We start from the raw sequence: 14,368 nt of genomic DNA, 5'->3' as shown, positions 1-14,368 counted from the left end.
AAAAGTGGAATAAGCAGAGGAAAATGGATGATTATGAATTACGAAGGTATTTTAGAGTTTAAAGGAACATGGAGAAGGTATCAGGCAAGGGTTTTGGAACACGCAGACAGGTACATGGCAGATGGAAAAATACATATTGTAGCGGCACCCGGATCCGGGAAAACGACATTGGGAATTGAACTGATCCGCAGGATGAACGGAAAAGCACTGATTTTGGCACCATCCATTACGATCCGGGAGCAGTGGATCGCAAGGATTGAGGAAGCTTTTTTATGTGAGGGCATACAGGGGGAAGATTATCTTTCACAGAATTTAAAACAGCCAAAGGCGATCACGGTTGCAACCTATCAGGCATTACACAGTGCCATGACAAGATTTCAGGGAATACAGGAAGATGCAGGTGAGGATAGTGGCACAGGCACAGACGAGTGCCCGGCGAAAACAGAGACAAAGGAAGTAGATTACAGCGGTTTTGATCTGGTTGGGACGATGAAAGAGGCTGGGATCGAAGTACTCTGTCTGGATGAATGCCACCACTTGCGAAGTGAATGGTGGAAAGCATTAGAAGAATTCAAAAAACAGGTGAATAACCTTAAAATCATCGCTTTGACAGCAACACCACCATATGATTCCACACCGGCTATGTGGACGCGGTACATGAATATGTGTGGAGAGATCGATGAAGAGATTACGATACCGGAGCTCGTAAAAGAGGGAAGCCTCTGTCCGCATCAGGATTATGTTTACTTCAACTATCCAACAAAAGAAGAAGAGAAGGAAGTCAGACGTTTTGAAGAACGCAGTAAAGCAATGACAGAAAAAATCATGCGGGATACTCAGTTCCTTACGTACGTAAGAAGCCATAAGGGGTTCAGTGGACAGCTCTCAGATGATCTGCTTCTGGATAATCCGGCATATCTGGCATCACTGTTGATTTATTTACAGAGCAAAAATATTGCAATTCCGTCCAGATTACAGAGGCTTTTGGGGGCAAAAAAATTACCGGACATGAATGTGCAATGGATGGAGCGTCTGTTACAGGGATTCTTGTATGATGATGTGGATTCATACCTGTGTGACAAGACATATCGTGAATTGCTAATTGCTGATTTAAAATCCGACGGTCTGATAGAAAAGAAAAAAGTCGTCATGACGAAAAGTGCGGCAGTGGAAAAAATGCTCACAAATTCCCTTGGAAAATGTAACAGCATCCGTGATATTGTGTTCCATGAATATGAGGCATCCGGTCAGGATTTGAGGCTGCTTGTTTTGACAGATTACATCCGGAAAGAATATGAAAAAGCAATTGGAAATACAGAATATGATGTTAACTCACTTGGAGTGCTTCCGTTTTTTGAGATGCTCCGTCGTGACAATGAAAAGAAAAACGAACAAATCCGTTTTGGGGTGCTTTGTGGAACGATTGTGATCATTCCGGCAGAGGCAAGAGAAGCATTAGAGCAGGCGATCGGAATGAGCGGAAAAGTTACATTCAGCAGGATCGGAAATCTTTCTGAAACAGATTATCTTAAAGTGACAGCGGTTGGAAATGCACATTTTCTCACAGGGGCGGTAACAGATATTTTCTCAAAAGGCTATATGCAGGTGCTGATCGGTACAAAAACGCTGTTAGGGGAAGGATGGGATTCTCCTTGTATCAATTCCCTGATCCTTGCAAGCTTTGTAGGCTCATTTATGTTAAGCAACCAGATGAGAGGGCGTGCCATCCGTGTGATGAAAGAACATCCGGAAAAAACAAGTAACATCTGGCATTTAGTCTGTTTAAGACCGTGGAACGAAGTGCTAAAGGCAGATGACAATCAGATCAGTGAAGATTACAGTATGCTGGAGCGAAGGATGGAACATTTTCTCGGTCTGCATTATACAGAAAATACGATTGAAAATGGAATGAAACGGTTGTCAGTTATTAAAACGCCATTTAATAAAACGAATATTGACAGGATTAACAGACAAATGCTGAAAATGTCGGGGCAGCGCGATACGTTAAAAGAACGTTGGAACAGTGCACTTGCAGTCTATGACAAAATGGATATTGTGGATGAGACAGAAGTAAAAGACAAATTTGTCACAAGTGTTGTTTTCTGGGATGCGATTCTTACAATGATCCTGTCAGGAATTCTGTGTCTGATCGGGGCAATTGGGGCAGGTATTGTTGCTGCAGCGTCCCAAAATGGTATCCTGGCCGGAACCTGTTACTTCTTCATTGCTGCCGGACTGGCTGGAATTATGATACGTTTCCCGAAAATTTTCATGTTGGGAAGTCCGCTAAAAAGATTAAAGGCATTTGGAAATGGAATCCGCAAAGCATTAGAGGAGCAACAGCTTCTGGAAGAAACACACTGTAAAGTTGAGACAGAATCAAACGGACCGGATAACCATATTATTTATCTGTCCGGTGGAAGCGGCAGGGATAAAGCGTTGTTCGCACAGTGTGTCAATGAATTTTTTGATGTGATCGACAACCAGCGTTACATACTTGTGAAAAAGAAGGGACACAAAGGACTGAATGGTTTCTATGCCATTCCAAATTGTTTTTCGAAAAAGAAGGAGGATGCGGAACGTTTTGCAAAATGCATGCATCCGTATATCGGAAATTATGACTGTGTGTATACAAGAAATGAAAAAGGAAGGGAACTTCTGTTAGAAGGCAGGGTGAAGGCACTTGCCAATCGGGAGGAGCGGTGCATTTCCCACAAAAAAGTAAAAGGGGCGTTAGAGTAGAAAACATATTGACAACGAAATATAAAAAATTTGTAGAATTCAAAATTTAATATGAAATGTGAGATAGAGCGTATGGAAATAAACTATACGTTCTATTTTTTTGCCTTTTTGAGAAAAATGATTAAAAAACTATTGACATTTTGTTACTGGCAAAACCGCAAAAAGCATTTTGATTTCCTGCGGAGCTCGTCTGGCTCCGTTTGACATCCCCCAGCTCCGGGAAATTATGAGTTATGACGAGCTGGAGCTTGACCGCATCGGAGATCGGAAAACGGCGGTTTTCTTTACTATTTCCGATACCACGCCCACCTATAACTTTATTGTGGCCCTGGCCTTTTCGCAGATGTTTAATCTTCTTTGCGAGAGGGCGGACAACGTACACGGGGGCCGTCTGCCCCATCATGTGCGGGTGCTGTGGGACGAGGCGGCCAACACGGGCCAGGTGCCAAACCTGGAAAAGCTGGTGGCGGTGATCCGCTCCCGCGAGGTGAGCCTGTGCCTGTTCTATCAGCAGTTGGCACAATGCAAGGCCATCTATGATAAGCACGCGGAGACCATTCTCGGAAATATGGACAGCGTGATCTTCCTGGGTGGCCGGGAGGCCAGCACAATCAAGGAAATTTCCGAGAACTGGCTGGGAAAGGCCACAATCTCCATGCAGACCGAGGGCCGCTCCCGCGGCCAGTCGGAAAGCTACAACCAGAATACCCAGCGGCTGGGCCGGGAACTGATGACCCCCAGCGAACTGGCGACCATGCCGGGCGACAAGTGCATTTTGCAGTTGCGGGGCCTGCCCCCGTTTTTCTCGCCCAAATACGATTTGAAGCAGCATCCCAACTATAAGCAAACGGCGGAAGCCGATAAAAAGAAAAACGCCTTTGACCTTGATAAACTCATAAACCGCCGCAGGCGGCCTGGGCTGAACGAGGCTTGTGAGGTGTACAAGGTGGCCGTGTCGGAAACTTCGCTCACAGACGAGGACGAGGACATCCTCAACTATGACGATGTGGACGATCCGGACGCTTTTGTATAAATATCGCTTCGGGACAAAGTGTCCCGAAGTGGCAACCTGCCGCCAGGAATGGCGGCTTTTTTCATGGCCGGGGCATCTCCCCGGAGAAAAGGAGGCTCTATGCAGTTTTTCGCATCTGCTATCGACACTTTACAGACCCTTGTTGTGGCCCTCGGCGCTGGCCTGGGCGTGTGGGGCGTAGTCAATCTGCTGGAGGGTTACGGTTCAGACAATCCGGGCTCCAATGCTCATGTGCGGTAAAGTAATAAAAAGATTTAGGTAGCCGCCTTAACTATTCCTAAATAAGATAATATGCACAGTATTTTCTCGTAAATAGAAAATAAATTATTGCATTTTACCAATTATTATGTTAAAATGACAATGTAACAAAGAGCTATGTATTTTTAAGGAAAGGGAGGAACTTATGAATTTAAGAAAATCTATTTTAGCACTTTCAGTAGTAGCTGGAATTGTAGCTGCTCCAATGACTGTATTTGCCGCTCATACTCATAGTTGGGGTTCTCCCCAGTACTATGGATATGAAGATGAAATGCCTGGTATATATGATGACTGGGATAAATGTGCGACACGTCATGTATATAATTACAAACAATGTTTAATTTGTGGAGAAGTAAGCATTTATGAAGTTGAGACGATTGAAATGTCTCACAAATGGGTGAATGGTGCATGTGTATATTGCAACAAAGGTTACGCGAAAGAGATAAATTAACATAGTATCATTACCGGCAAGTTTATAATCAAAAAATAGAAAGCATTGAGAATATTTCAAAATTTCTTGAAAGTACTCTCAGTGCTTTCTTTGATAATATGAAAGGAGAAATAAATGCAAAAAAAACAACTTTCTGTATTAGTACTAATTATTTTATGCTTTTTATTAGGATGTAACAGAGAAACACCAAAAGATGAATCTCAACAAAATTATGAAGATGAATCTAATATTTCTAAAACAAATGGAGAAGAACTTGTAAATATAAACAGTGAATTGTTAGGTTCGACTCCTTTTGATATCCAAATCGATAAAACAGCATTGCAGACTAGAAAAGAAACAGAAACAGAAGTTACAATAAAGACAAATTTAACAGACTGGGGTTATACTGTTTCTTCTGAAAAAGGGAAAATATCTGATATAAATAAAAATTCATTCATATATATAGCACCTAAAGATGAGAGGGATGATACTATAAAAATACAATTATCGGACTATGAAAATGGCATATCATATGAATATACAATTCCACTTATTTTTGCGGGAAACAATGAACATTCTTTAGATAAATTCAAGGAAAATCTTTCAAGATTACCTAATAGTTAGTAAAGAGTCGATAGACTAAAGTACCACCATCCTCTTTTATTTCAACTGAATATCCATCCCGCCGCACCGCAGCGGCACATGAAGCAGTAAATCCGAAAAAGATTTGCTGCTTTTTTTGCGTCCATTTTTGGCAAATTTCCAAAAGTTCCGTATTAGACAGTGAAACCAAAAAAGGCTGCCATTTTTTTCAGACAGCGGGCAAAACGCAGCTTCCGAAACGCCTTATTGTCGGGAAAGACCGAGCCGCCGGAAAAGTTCTTGCCGGAAAGTCCGTCCATTCTGCTCTTTTGTGGTTTGTAGGGAGTAAGGGAAAAACGCCAGCCCGCAGCCTTTTATAAAAAAAGCTGGTTATAGATTTTCTGAAAAAGTGGCAGTAGCAAGTGAACGGCAGGCCGGCAGTTTCTTAGAGCAAGATTCTACCGAGGTGCCAAAATTCGCTTATCGCTCATTTTGCCCCTGCGGGAATCTTGTTGGGGAGTGCCTTCCCCAAACCCTGCTTATGCGGCTTGCGCCGCTGAAAAACCCCTCAAAATATTTTTCGGATTTTTCAAAAACAGTTCCGCTTCACACCCTGTTTTTCTCCTATTAGTGAGAGGACACCACGCACAGAAAGGAGGTCAACCACCTATGAAACGATACAACACGCCGCACCGCAGCCGGGTAGTCAAAACACGCATGACCGAGGAAGAATACGCCGAGTTTGCCCAGCGGCTTTCTGCTTACCACATGAGCCAAGCCGAGTTTATCCGGCAAGCCATAACCGGGGCAGCCATACGCCCCATCATAACCGTTTCCCCCATCAATGACGAGCTGCTTGCCGCTGTCGGGAAGCTGACCGCCGAATACGGGAGGATCGGCGGCAACTTAAACCAGATAGCCCGGACGCTGAACGAGTGGCACAGTCCCTATCCGCAGCTTGCCGGGGAGGTACGGGCGGCGGTTTCCGACCTTGCTGCCCTAAAGTTTGAAGTCTTGCAGAAAGTGGGTGACGCTGTTGGCAACATTCAAACATATCAGCTCTAAAAACGCCGACTATGGCGCAGCGGAAGCCTATCTCACATTTGAGCATGACGAGTTTACCATGAAAGCCACCCTTGATGAAAACGGGCGGCTGATACCGAGGGAGGATTACCGCATTTCTTCCCTCAACTGCGGGGGCGAGGATTTCGCTGTTGCCTGTATGCGAGCCAATCTCCGCTATGAGAAAAACCAAAAACGGGAAGATGTGAAAAGCCACCACTATATCATCAGCTTTGACCCACGGGACGGGACAGACAACGGCTTGACCGTAGACCGGGCGCAGGAGCTGGGCGAGCAGTTCTGCAAGGAGCATTTCCCCGGACACCAAGCCCTAATCTGCACCCACCCGGACGGGCATAACCACAGCGGGAATATCCATGTGCATATCGTCATCAACTCCCTGCGGATTTACGAAGTCCCGCTTCTGCCCTACATGGACAGACCAGCCGACACGCTGGAGGGCTGCAAGCACCGCTGCACCAACGCCGCTATGGAATATTTCAAGAGCGAAGTCATGGAAATGTGCCACCGGGAGGGGCTTTACCAAATCGACCTCTTGAACGGCAGCAAGGAACGGATAACCGAACGGGAATACTGGGCGGCAAAGAAAGGGCAGCTTGCCCTTGACAAAGAGAACGCCGCCAGAGAAGCCGCCGGACAGCCGACCAAGCCCACCAAGTTTGAAACGGACAAGGCGAAGCTGCGCCGGACGATACGGCAGGCACTTTCCCAAGCTGGCAGCTTTGACGAGTTTTCTTCCCTTTTGCTGCGGGAGGGTGTGACCGTCAAGGAGAGCCGGGGGCGGCTTTCCTACCTCACGCCGGACAGGACAAAGCCTATCACAGCCCGAAAGCTGGGGGACGATTTTGACAAGGCTGCTGTCCTTGCCCTGCTCACGCAGAACGCCCACAGAGCTGCCGAACAGACCAAAGCCATACCCGAATACCCTGCCGCAGTTAAAAAGCCGTTACAAGGGGAAAAAGCTGCAAAAACCACCCCGGCAGACAACACCTTGCAGCGCATGGTTGACCGGGAAGCCAAGCGAGCCGAGGGCAAGGGCGTGGGCTATGACCGCTGGGCGGCAAAGCACAACCTAAAGCAAATGGCAGCTACCGTTACCGCCTATCAGCAGTACGGCTTTTCCTCCCCGGAGGAACTGGACGAAGCCTGTTCTGCCGCCTATGCCGCCATGCAGGAAAGCCTTGCGTGGTTGAAGCAGGTGGAAAAGACGCTGAACGGGAAAAAGGAGCTGCAACGGCAGGTGCTTGCCTATTCCAAGACCCGCCCTGTCCGGGACGGGCTGAAACAGCAGAAAAACGCCAAAGCAAAAGCAGCCTACCGTCAGAAGCATGAAAGTGACTTTATCATAGCAGACGCAGCCGCCCGCTATTTCAGGGAGAACGGCATTTCCAAGCTGCCGAGCTATAAATCCCTGCAAGCAGAGATTGAAAGCCTTATCAAAGAGAAAAACAGCGGCTACAACGATTACCGGGCAAAACGGGAGGAGTACCGCCGCTTGCAGACTGTCAAGGGCAATATCGACCAGATTTTACGCCGGAGCGAGCCGCAGCGCAGAAAGGAGCAGAGCCATGAACGGTAATATCCCCCGCATGGACTACCGCCAGTACCGGGCAGCCCGCCGCCTTGTGCATGAGTGCTGCAACTATGACAGCGGGAACTGCCTGCTGTTGGAGGACGGCGAGCCTTGCGTGTGTGTACAGAGTATCAGCTATTCGCTGCTCTGCCGCTGGTTTACCGCCGCTGTCCTGCCCCTTGATGAAGCACTGGAAGCCGCCCTCTTGCGCCGGGGAAGCCGGAAACGCTGCGCTGTCTGCGGGGCGTTCTTCTTCCCAAAATCCAACCGGGGGAAATACTGCCCGGACTGCGCCGGACGCATGAAGCGGATAAACGCCGCCAAACGGAAGCGGAAACAAAGGGAGAAATGTCACGCTTTAGGGCATTTCAAACCCGCATAAATCAAGGCTTTTTTGGAGGGTGTCAAAGGGTGCGTGATACATTTATCCTTTTCCCTTAAAAACGCCCCCTAAAAGCGTAACAGAACCCACAGACAGACACCACAAGGAGGTGAACCCTATCGCTGATTATATGACCGCAGGAACGGAGCTGCCCGCTTACCTGCCTTACCCCCGTTTCCTGCTGGAAACAGACCTATCCCACACCGCAAGAGAGTTATATGCGCTGCTGTTAGACCGTTCCACCCTTTCGCAGAAGAACGGCTGGCAGGACAGCGAGGGACGGACATACATTGTCTACCCCATAGCAGAGATAGCGGAAATGCTGGATAAAGGCTGCACCACCATAAAGGGCGCACTGAACGAACTGGACGCTGCCGGGCTGCTGGAACGCAGACGGACGGGCTTTTCTGCCGCCAACCGTCTGTATGTGAAAGTGCCGCCTATCCCAGTGGTACAGTTTTCCGACCAACTGACGGACGGAAAACCGCCCCTCATAAGGGCGGGAAACCGACCAACTGACAGCCGGAAAACTGACCTTATGACGGTCGGAAAACCGTCCCCTAACCAAACTAATATAAACAACCTAATAGAGAGCCAAACAAAAGGAGCGAGTGAGGGGCAGCCCCCCGCCGCTTATGGCAGATATAAAAATGTATTTCTTTCTGACACAGAACTTTTGGAGCTGGAACAGGACTTCCCCGGCAAGTGGGAGTATTACCTTGACCGCCTTTCCTGCCACATCGCTTCCACCGGGAAGCAGTACCAGAGCCATGCAGCCACCATTTACAAGTGGGCGCAGGAGGACGCTGCCAAAGAGAAGCCAAAGAAAGGCATACCGGACTATTCATTCAAGGAGGGAGAAAGCCTATGACCGATACAATCCACAACACCATACTGCCTATGACCGACACCACAGCCGAGCCGGAGGATTACACCGGGGAGGACGGGCTTTTATACTGCGGCAAATGCCGGAAACCCAAAGAAGCCTATTTCCCGGAGGGCAAGACCTTTTTCGGGCGTGACCGCCACCCGTCAGAGTGCGACTGCCAGCGGGCAGCCCGTAAGGAACGGGAAGCCGCCGAGAAGCGGCGCAGCCACCTTGAAACGGTGGAACGGCTGAAACGGCAGGGCTTTACAGACAAGACCATGCAGGACTGGACATTTGCCAACGATAACGGCAGCTGCCCGCAGATGAAGAACGCCGCCGGATATGTGGCACGCTGGGAACAGATAAAGGACGGGAACTACGGGCTGCTCTTGTGGGGCAGGGTAGGCACTGGGAAAAGCTATTTTGCCGGGTGTATTGCAAACGCCCTCATGGAGCAGGAAGTCCCGGTGTGCATGACAAACTTTGCAGCAATATTAAACGACCTTGCCGCCAGCTTTGCGGGCAGGAACGAATATATTTCCCGCCTTTGCAGCTTCCCCCTGCTCATCATTGACGATTTTGGAATGGAGCGTGGCACAGAATACGGTCTGGAACAGGTCTACAATGTGATTGACAGCCGCTACCGGAGCAGGAAGCCGCTGATTGTGACGACCAACCTCACGCTGGAGGAATTGCAGCACCCGGAGGACACCGCCCACGCCCGGATTTATGACCGCCTGCTTGAAATGTGTTCCCCTCTCTGCTTTACCGGGGAGAATTTGAGGAAAGCCGCCGCACAGGGAAAAATGGAACAGCTGAAACGGCTGCTTGCCGGAAAGGAGATTTGCCTATGACCGACACCCAGAGAAACAAACGCCCTGCCCGCCGCCCGGACTGCGTGACCGAAACGAGGATAGGCAACACAATCCTTGTGGTGTCTGGCTTTTTCAAGGAGGGGGCGACCGACACCGCCGCTGACAAGATGATGAAAGTGCTGGAAGCAGAAGCCGCCGCCGGATATTTGACCTGTGATAAGCCTGATTGAAAAACCGTCATTTTTACCGACCGTAAAGAAGCAGATTTGACGCTTTTGCCGCTATACAGACAGCCGCCCCATGTGGTACAATCAAGGTACGGAATAGTGGGGCTGGCTGTCGGAAACGGAGGAATTTATGTTAAGACAGACCACCCAGCAACTCATTACCGCCCTTTACCCAAGACTGTCCCATGAGGACGAGCTGCAAGGCGAGAGCAATTCCATTTCCAACCAAAAGAGGATTTTGGAAACCTATGCCAAACAGAATGGATTTTCTAATCTGCGCTGGTACACCGACGACGGTTATTCCGGTGCGAACTTTCAAAGACCCGGATTTCAAGCCATGCTTGCAGACATTGAAGCAGGGAAAGTCGGGACAGTTATCGTCAAGGATATGTCGAGGTTAGGGCGAAACTACTTACAGGTGGGAATGTACACAGAAATGATTTTCCCACAGAAAGGTGTCCGCTTCATCGCTATCAATGACGGAGTGGACAGCGCACAGGGGGAAAATGATTTTGCCCCGCTGCGGAACATTTTTAACGAATGGCTGGTGAGAGATACGAGCAAGAAAATCAAGGCAGTAAAACGCTCTAAGGGCATGAGCGGAAAGCCCATCACAAGCAAGCCCGTCTATGGCTACCTCATGGACGAGGACGAAAACTTTATCATTGACGAGGAAGCCGCCCCGGTGGTACGGCAGATTTACAGCCTTTGCCTTGCCGGGAACGGTCCGACCAAGATAGCCCGTATGCTGACCGAGCAGCAAATCCCCACGCCGGGGACGCTGGAATACCGCAGGACGGGCAGCACCCGCCGCTACCACCCCGGCTATGAGTGCAAGTGGGCGACCAATACCGTGGTTCATCTGCTGGAAAACCGGGAATATACGGGCTGTCTGGTAAACTTTAAGACCGAGAAGCCGTCCTACAAGCTGAAACACAGCATAGAAAATCCCCCGGAAAAGCAGGCGGTTTTTGAGAACCACCATGAGCCTATCATTGACCGGGAAACGTGGGAACGGGTGCAGGAGTTACGCAAGCAGCGCAAACGCCCCAACCGTTATGACGAAGTGGGCTTGTTCTCCGGCATACTCTTTTGTGCCGACTGCGGCAGCGTCATGTACCAGCAGCGATACCAGACGGACAAGCGCAAGCAGGACTGTTATATCTGCGGAAGCTACAAGAAACGCACCGCCGACTGCACAGCGCACTTTATCCGCACTGACCTCTTGACCGCTGGCGTACTCTCCAATCTGCGGAAAGTTACCAGCTATGCGGCAAAGCATGAAGCCCGGTTTATGAAGCTTTTAATCGAGCAGAATGAGGACGGGGACAGACGCAGGAACGCCGCCAAGAAAAAGGAGCTGGAAGCCGCCGAGAAACGCATAGCCGAGTTATCTGCTATCTTCAAGCGGCTGTATGAGGACAGCGTAACCGGGCGCATATCGGACGAGCGTTTCACAGAGCTGTCGGCAGACTATGAAGCCGAGCAGAAAGAACTGAAAGAACGTGCCGCCAGACTGCGGGAAGAACTTTCCAAAGCGCAGGAAGCCACCGCAAACGCTGAAAAGTTTATGAATGTGGTACGCAGGCACACTACCATTGAAGAACTTACCCCTACTCTGCTGCGGGAGTTTGTGGAGAAAATCGTTGTCCATGAAAGCGTTGCCCTTGACGGGAAACGCCGGGGCAAGTTACGCAGACAGGAAATCGAAATCTATTATTCTTTTGTCGGCAAGGTAGAACTGCCCGACACCTAACCGCCCGACCTATCCGACATACCTCATGTGCCGGATAGGAACGGCAAAATTTTTTACACTTCTATTACTTCTTTATCACACATAAGCAAAAAGCCAGGGCATGAAACAGTTCATGGCTAATTAAAGGGAACAAAAAGAAAGGAAAAACCAATCCAGACGGTATCAGCGGCAGGCTAGAAGAATAAATTGTGATTTCACAAGATTGGTGTTATAATAAGAGAAAAGTTCCTGCCGGGGCAGCCGCCCCGGTGGTATGGATAGAAAGGCAGGAAAACAATATGCACATCAGCTATAAACCACTCTGGCACACACTGTTAGAGCGTGACATGAGAAAAGAGGATTTAAGGCTTGCCGCTGGTATGACAACAAATATGATTGCCAACATGAGCAAAGAGGGAAAGCACATCAGCATGGATACATTAGCCCGTATCTGCGAAACTCTGAACTGTGAGATTACCGATGTGATTGAGTTAGTACCAGACGAGCCTGCTTCCACAGGAGGTAAGGAACATGAGCGAATTGAAATCAAGAATAACAGAAAACGGAATTGATTATATCCTTGTTGGAGATTACTACATCCCAGATTTGAAGCTGCCGGAGGAACACCGCCCCATCGGAAAGTACGGACGGATGCACCGGGAATATTTAAGAGAAGTCCACCCAGCCAGATTGAACACATTGACACTGACCGGGGAGTTATGGACATATCTTGCAGACCTGAACGAACAGGCACAGGAACGGTTAGACACCATCATGGAGCAGATGAAGGCTGCCGATGGTGTGACCGAGGAATTGAAGCGTACCCATCAAATGGAATGGGTGCAGCGTTGCAATAACATTCACAACCGGGCAGAAGAAATTATTTTGCAAGAGATGATTTATTCATAACGGTATGGTAGAATGATTATGACAAATCGAAAGTTGACAAGGAGTTTTGATAGCGTGAAAAAAATATTTCTTAAAATTGTGATAGGGGTTGTTCTTGCTTGTATTTTATTTGTTTGTTTTCTTTATACGAACAATGAGATCGGCGTGACTTCATCTAAGCTGGAGGCAGATATTCGTTCGTCGCAGAAGATTAAGGATGATTGGACGGTCGATGGAAGCGTTTCCAGCACGATGGCTGCATATATTTCTTACCCTCAGGATTTGAGTGACCATTCTTTTTCCGTCTATGTCAATCGTCCAGGACTTTCCTTCGGATATTTTTTCCGTGGAGGTGGAACTCTTTCGGGGATTCAAAGAGGAATTGTGGAGTTTACTGTAGAGGGATATAATGAACGAGCATTTATTTCTATGAATCAACAGCAGGTGCAACAACTTGAAATAGATGATGGCAACACAATTCAAGTGGTTGATATTGACCGCAATAAACCTTTTGCGATTGTCTTGCCTATAAATGCGGGTAATATTACTTTTTATGATGTAAATAGAAATACTGTGGAATATTGGAATAATCCTCTTTGACAAATTCTAATTTGTCGTGCTAAAAATTCAACTGAATAATCCCAGCAAAAACCGCTGCTACATGGAAGCCAACAAACCATGCAACAGCGGTTTTTCTTTATCGTTTTTTCCTCTGGCTGATAGGCGTTCCCATTTTCTTTGATTTTTTGAGAATCCGAATCAGCCAGCGAAATTCTTCATCTGACAGATTTTTATAGTTGATACCAAGCTGCTTACAGTAAAGGACAACCAGCTTTTCATCACGGCTGCCCTTGAAATTTTCAACCGCTTCCAGATTTTCTTTCAGTTCATCGGCAACGGTGGTCTGAGGTGCACTCTCGCTGTCCTTTTTATGGGCTTCCCGAATATCCCGGATAATCAGGTTGAGGTCATCCCGTACCATGTGACTGAAATATTCATCATCACTGATATGGGCGGCTTGCAACACTTTCAAATGGGGGTCATCTTCGCCGGGGCGATACCGTTCAATGATTTCATGCCGGACGGTATCGACAAGGGCGTTGAGGTTTTGAATCTGCATGGTGGCAATCCCATCCACATAAATCTCAATGTCCGCAAGAAACTTGATAAAGTCCTTATGGGTGGCAAGTTCGCACAGCAGACGGTTGTTAATCCGACCGCTTTTCAGAAGTGCTACCATCTCATCACTCAAATGCAGCTCCCTTAATGGCGTGTTGATCTCCGCCCGGTTCTCTGTCCGGCAAAAGAGATAATCGAGGGACACCCCATAAAAATCTGCCAGCAGGATAAGGTTGCCATGATTGATTTCCTTATAGTCGTCTTTTTCATAACTGCCAAGAGCCGATTTTGAAATACCCGTTTGCTCAGCCAGTTCTTCCAGTTTTAATCCTTTGTTTAATCGTAAATCTTTTAGCCGTTCCTGTATTGTAGTAGCTCCGTTCATTGAAGCAGTTCCCCCTTTCTAACGACATTTATAACCGTTGAATTGATTATACCATATCAATTCCGCAATCGTGGAAATTTCTGATTTTTACCCCGAATTCCTACTTTGTGGACATACGGCACAGGGCACAAAAATGTTCTATGATACAGGTAGTTCATCGATGGATTATTCCAATCGAATGACCAGCCTGTGTGGGATATGCTTCCCCGGCGATGTAGTGCCATGACTTTTGGCAGGGATATGGAGGA

15 protein-coding genes and 1 pseudogene are annotated in these 14,368 nt (G+C 47.9%); 15 read left to right on the top strand and 1 reads right to left on the bottom strand.

From position 1 onward, the window contains the following. Positions 1–33 precede the first annotated feature (33 nt). The 15 genes and pseudogenes from NE473_RS15600 (at position 34) to NE473_RS15530 (ending at position 13,216) form a co-directional block, all read left to right on the top strand. A complete protein-coding gene (locus NE473_RS15600; protein ID WP_256265332.1) occupies positions 34–2,742 on the top strand; it encodes a DEAD/DEAH box helicase family protein in 2,709 nt (902 codons plus the stop codon). A 145-nt stretch (positions 2,743–2,887) separates the two neighbouring features. Continuing rightward, positions 2,888–3,775 (top strand): annotated as a pseudogene (locus NE473_RS15595) (VirD4-like conjugal transfer protein, CD1115 family); the annotation flags it as partial. Positions 3,776–3,874: 99 nt separating this feature from the next. After that, positions 3,875–4,015, top strand: coding sequence for a Maff2 family mobile element protein (locus NE473_RS15590; protein ID WP_195463645.1), 141 nt, complete (start codon positions 3,875–3,877; stop codon positions 4,013–4,015). Positions 4,016–4,178: 163 nt separating this feature from the next. Further along, positions 4,179–4,484, top strand: coding sequence for a hypothetical protein (locus NE473_RS15585; RefSeq protein ID WP_002569240.1), 306 nt, complete (start codon positions 4,179–4,181; stop codon positions 4,482–4,484). Positions 4,485–4,598: 114 nt separating this feature from the next. Further along, complete coding sequence (locus NE473_RS15580; RefSeq protein ID WP_002569239.1) at positions 4,599–5,087, top strand: hypothetical protein; 489 nt, start codon at positions 4,599–4,601, stop codon at positions 5,085–5,087. A gap of 627 nt (positions 5,088–5,714) precedes the next feature. After that, entirely contained in the window at positions 5,715–6,110 is a 396-nt protein-coding gene (locus tag NE473_RS15575) for a plasmid mobilization protein (RefSeq protein ID WP_002594236.1), read from the top strand. Beyond that, entirely contained in the window at positions 6,082–7,707 is a 1,626-nt protein-coding gene (locus NE473_RS15570) for a relaxase/mobilization nuclease domain-containing protein (protein WP_002594235.1), read from the top strand. Before NE473_RS15575 ends, NE473_RS15570 begins: the two co-directional genes overlap by 29 nt. Beyond that, complete coding sequence (locus NE473_RS15565) at positions 7,697–8,083, top strand: cysteine-rich VLP domain-containing protein (protein WP_002594234.1); 387 nt, start codon at positions 7,697–7,699, stop codon at positions 8,081–8,083. Before NE473_RS15570 ends, NE473_RS15565 begins: the two co-directional genes overlap by 11 nt. Positions 8,084–8,213: 130 nt before the next feature. Beyond that, positions 8,214–8,954 carry a replication initiator protein A gene (locus tag NE473_RS15560; protein ID WP_002594233.1) on the top strand — a complete coding sequence of 247 codons (741 nt, stop codon included), beginning with the start codon at positions 8,214–8,216 and terminating at the stop codon, positions 8,952–8,954. Beyond that, complete coding sequence (locus tag NE473_RS15555; protein WP_002594232.1) at positions 8,951–9,805, top strand: ATP-binding protein; 855 nt, start codon at positions 8,951–8,953, stop codon at positions 9,803–9,805. The genes NE473_RS15560 and NE473_RS15555 overlap by 4 nt, the downstream gene beginning before the upstream one ends. Continuing rightward, the gene (locus NE473_RS15550; protein ID WP_002594231.1) at positions 9,802–9,996 is read left to right on the top strand and encodes a transposon-encoded TnpW family protein; all 195 of its coding nucleotides are present in this window, start codon (positions 9,802–9,804) and stop codon (positions 9,994–9,996) included. The genes NE473_RS15555 and NE473_RS15550 overlap by 4 nt, the downstream gene beginning before the upstream one ends. A gap of 127 nt (positions 9,997–10,123) precedes the next feature. Continuing rightward, the gene (locus tag NE473_RS15545) at positions 10,124–11,749 is read left to right on the top strand and encodes a recombinase family protein (protein ID WP_002594230.1); all 1,626 of its coding nucleotides are present in this window, start codon (positions 10,124–10,126) and stop codon (positions 11,747–11,749) included. A gap of 278 nt (positions 11,750–12,027) precedes the next feature. After that, positions 12,028–12,300, top strand: a complete 273-nt coding sequence (locus tag NE473_RS15540) for a helix-turn-helix domain-containing protein (protein ID WP_256265337.1) — start codon at positions 12,028–12,030, stop codon at positions 12,298–12,300. Further along, a complete protein-coding gene (locus NE473_RS15535) occupies positions 12,260–12,637 on the top strand; it encodes a TnpV protein (RefSeq protein ID WP_256265331.1) in 378 nt (125 codons plus the stop codon). Before NE473_RS15540 ends, NE473_RS15535 begins: the two co-directional genes overlap by 41 nt. 54 nt (positions 12,638–12,691) lie before the next feature. Next, positions 12,692–13,216: a hypothetical protein gene (locus NE473_RS15530; RefSeq protein WP_040647981.1), complete on the top strand. Its 525-nt coding sequence runs from the start codon at positions 12,692–12,694 to the stop codon at positions 13,214–13,216. A 97-nt stretch (positions 13,217–13,313) separates the two neighbouring features. Here the strand turns inward: NE473_RS15530 and NE473_RS15525 are convergent, their stop codons facing one another. Next, entirely contained in the window at positions 13,314–14,120 is an 807-nt protein-coding gene (locus tag NE473_RS15525) for a helix-turn-helix transcriptional regulator (protein ID WP_006573790.1), read from the bottom strand. Between the last annotated feature and the right edge of the window lie 248 nt (positions 14,121–14,368).

Source organism: Hungatella sp. SL.1.14 (genome assembly GCF_024460495.1).
GTDB classification, from domain to species: domain Bacteria; phylum Bacillota; class Clostridia; order Lachnospirales; family Lachnospiraceae; genus Hungatella; species Hungatella hathewayi.
The sequence above is the reverse complement of the archived record's forward strand: the minus strand, read 5'-3'. Positions and strand labels throughout refer to the sequence as shown.

Coding starts and splice junctions, on each gene's coding strand:
- NE473_RS15545 (WP_002594230.1), top strand. CDS start 10,124: ATGTTAAGACAGACCACCCAGCAACTCATTACCGCCCTTTACCCAAGA.
- NE473_RS15525 (WP_006573790.1), bottom strand. CDS start 14,120: ATGAACGGAGCTACTACAATACAGGAACGGCTAAAAGATTTACGATTA.
- NE473_RS15585 (WP_002569240.1), top strand. CDS start 4,179: ATGAATTTAAGAAAATCTATTTTAGCACTTTCAGTAGTAGCTGGAATT.
- NE473_RS15535 (WP_256265331.1), top strand. CDS start 12,260: ATGAGCGAATTGAAATCAAGAATAACAGAAAACGGAATTGATTATATC.
- NE473_RS15560 (WP_002594233.1), top strand. CDS start 8,214: ATGACCGCAGGAACGGAGCTGCCCGCTTACCTGCCTTACCCCCGTTTC.
- NE473_RS15575 (WP_002594236.1), top strand. CDS start 5,715: ATGAAACGATACAACACGCCGCACCGCAGCCGGGTAGTCAAAACACGC.
- NE473_RS15580 (WP_002569239.1), top strand. CDS start 4,599: ATGCAAAAAAAACAACTTTCTGTATTAGTACTAATTATTTTATGCTTT.
- NE473_RS15550 (WP_002594231.1), top strand. CDS start 9,802: ATGACCGACACCCAGAGAAACAAACGCCCTGCCCGCCGCCCGGACTGC.
- NE473_RS15555 (WP_002594232.1), top strand. CDS start 8,951: ATGACCGATACAATCCACAACACCATACTGCCTATGACCGACACCACA.
- NE473_RS15600 (WP_256265332.1), top strand. CDS start 34: ATGAATTACGAAGGTATTTTAGAGTTTAAAGGAACATGGAGAAGGTAT.
- NE473_RS15540 (WP_256265337.1), top strand. CDS start 12,028: ATGCACATCAGCTATAAACCACTCTGGCACACACTGTTAGAGCGTGAC.
- NE473_RS15565 (WP_002594234.1), top strand. CDS start 7,697: ATGAACGGTAATATCCCCCGCATGGACTACCGCCAGTACCGGGCAGCC.
- NE473_RS15590 (WP_195463645.1), top strand. CDS start 3,875: ATGCAGTTTTTCGCATCTGCTATCGACACTTTACAGACCCTTGTTGTG.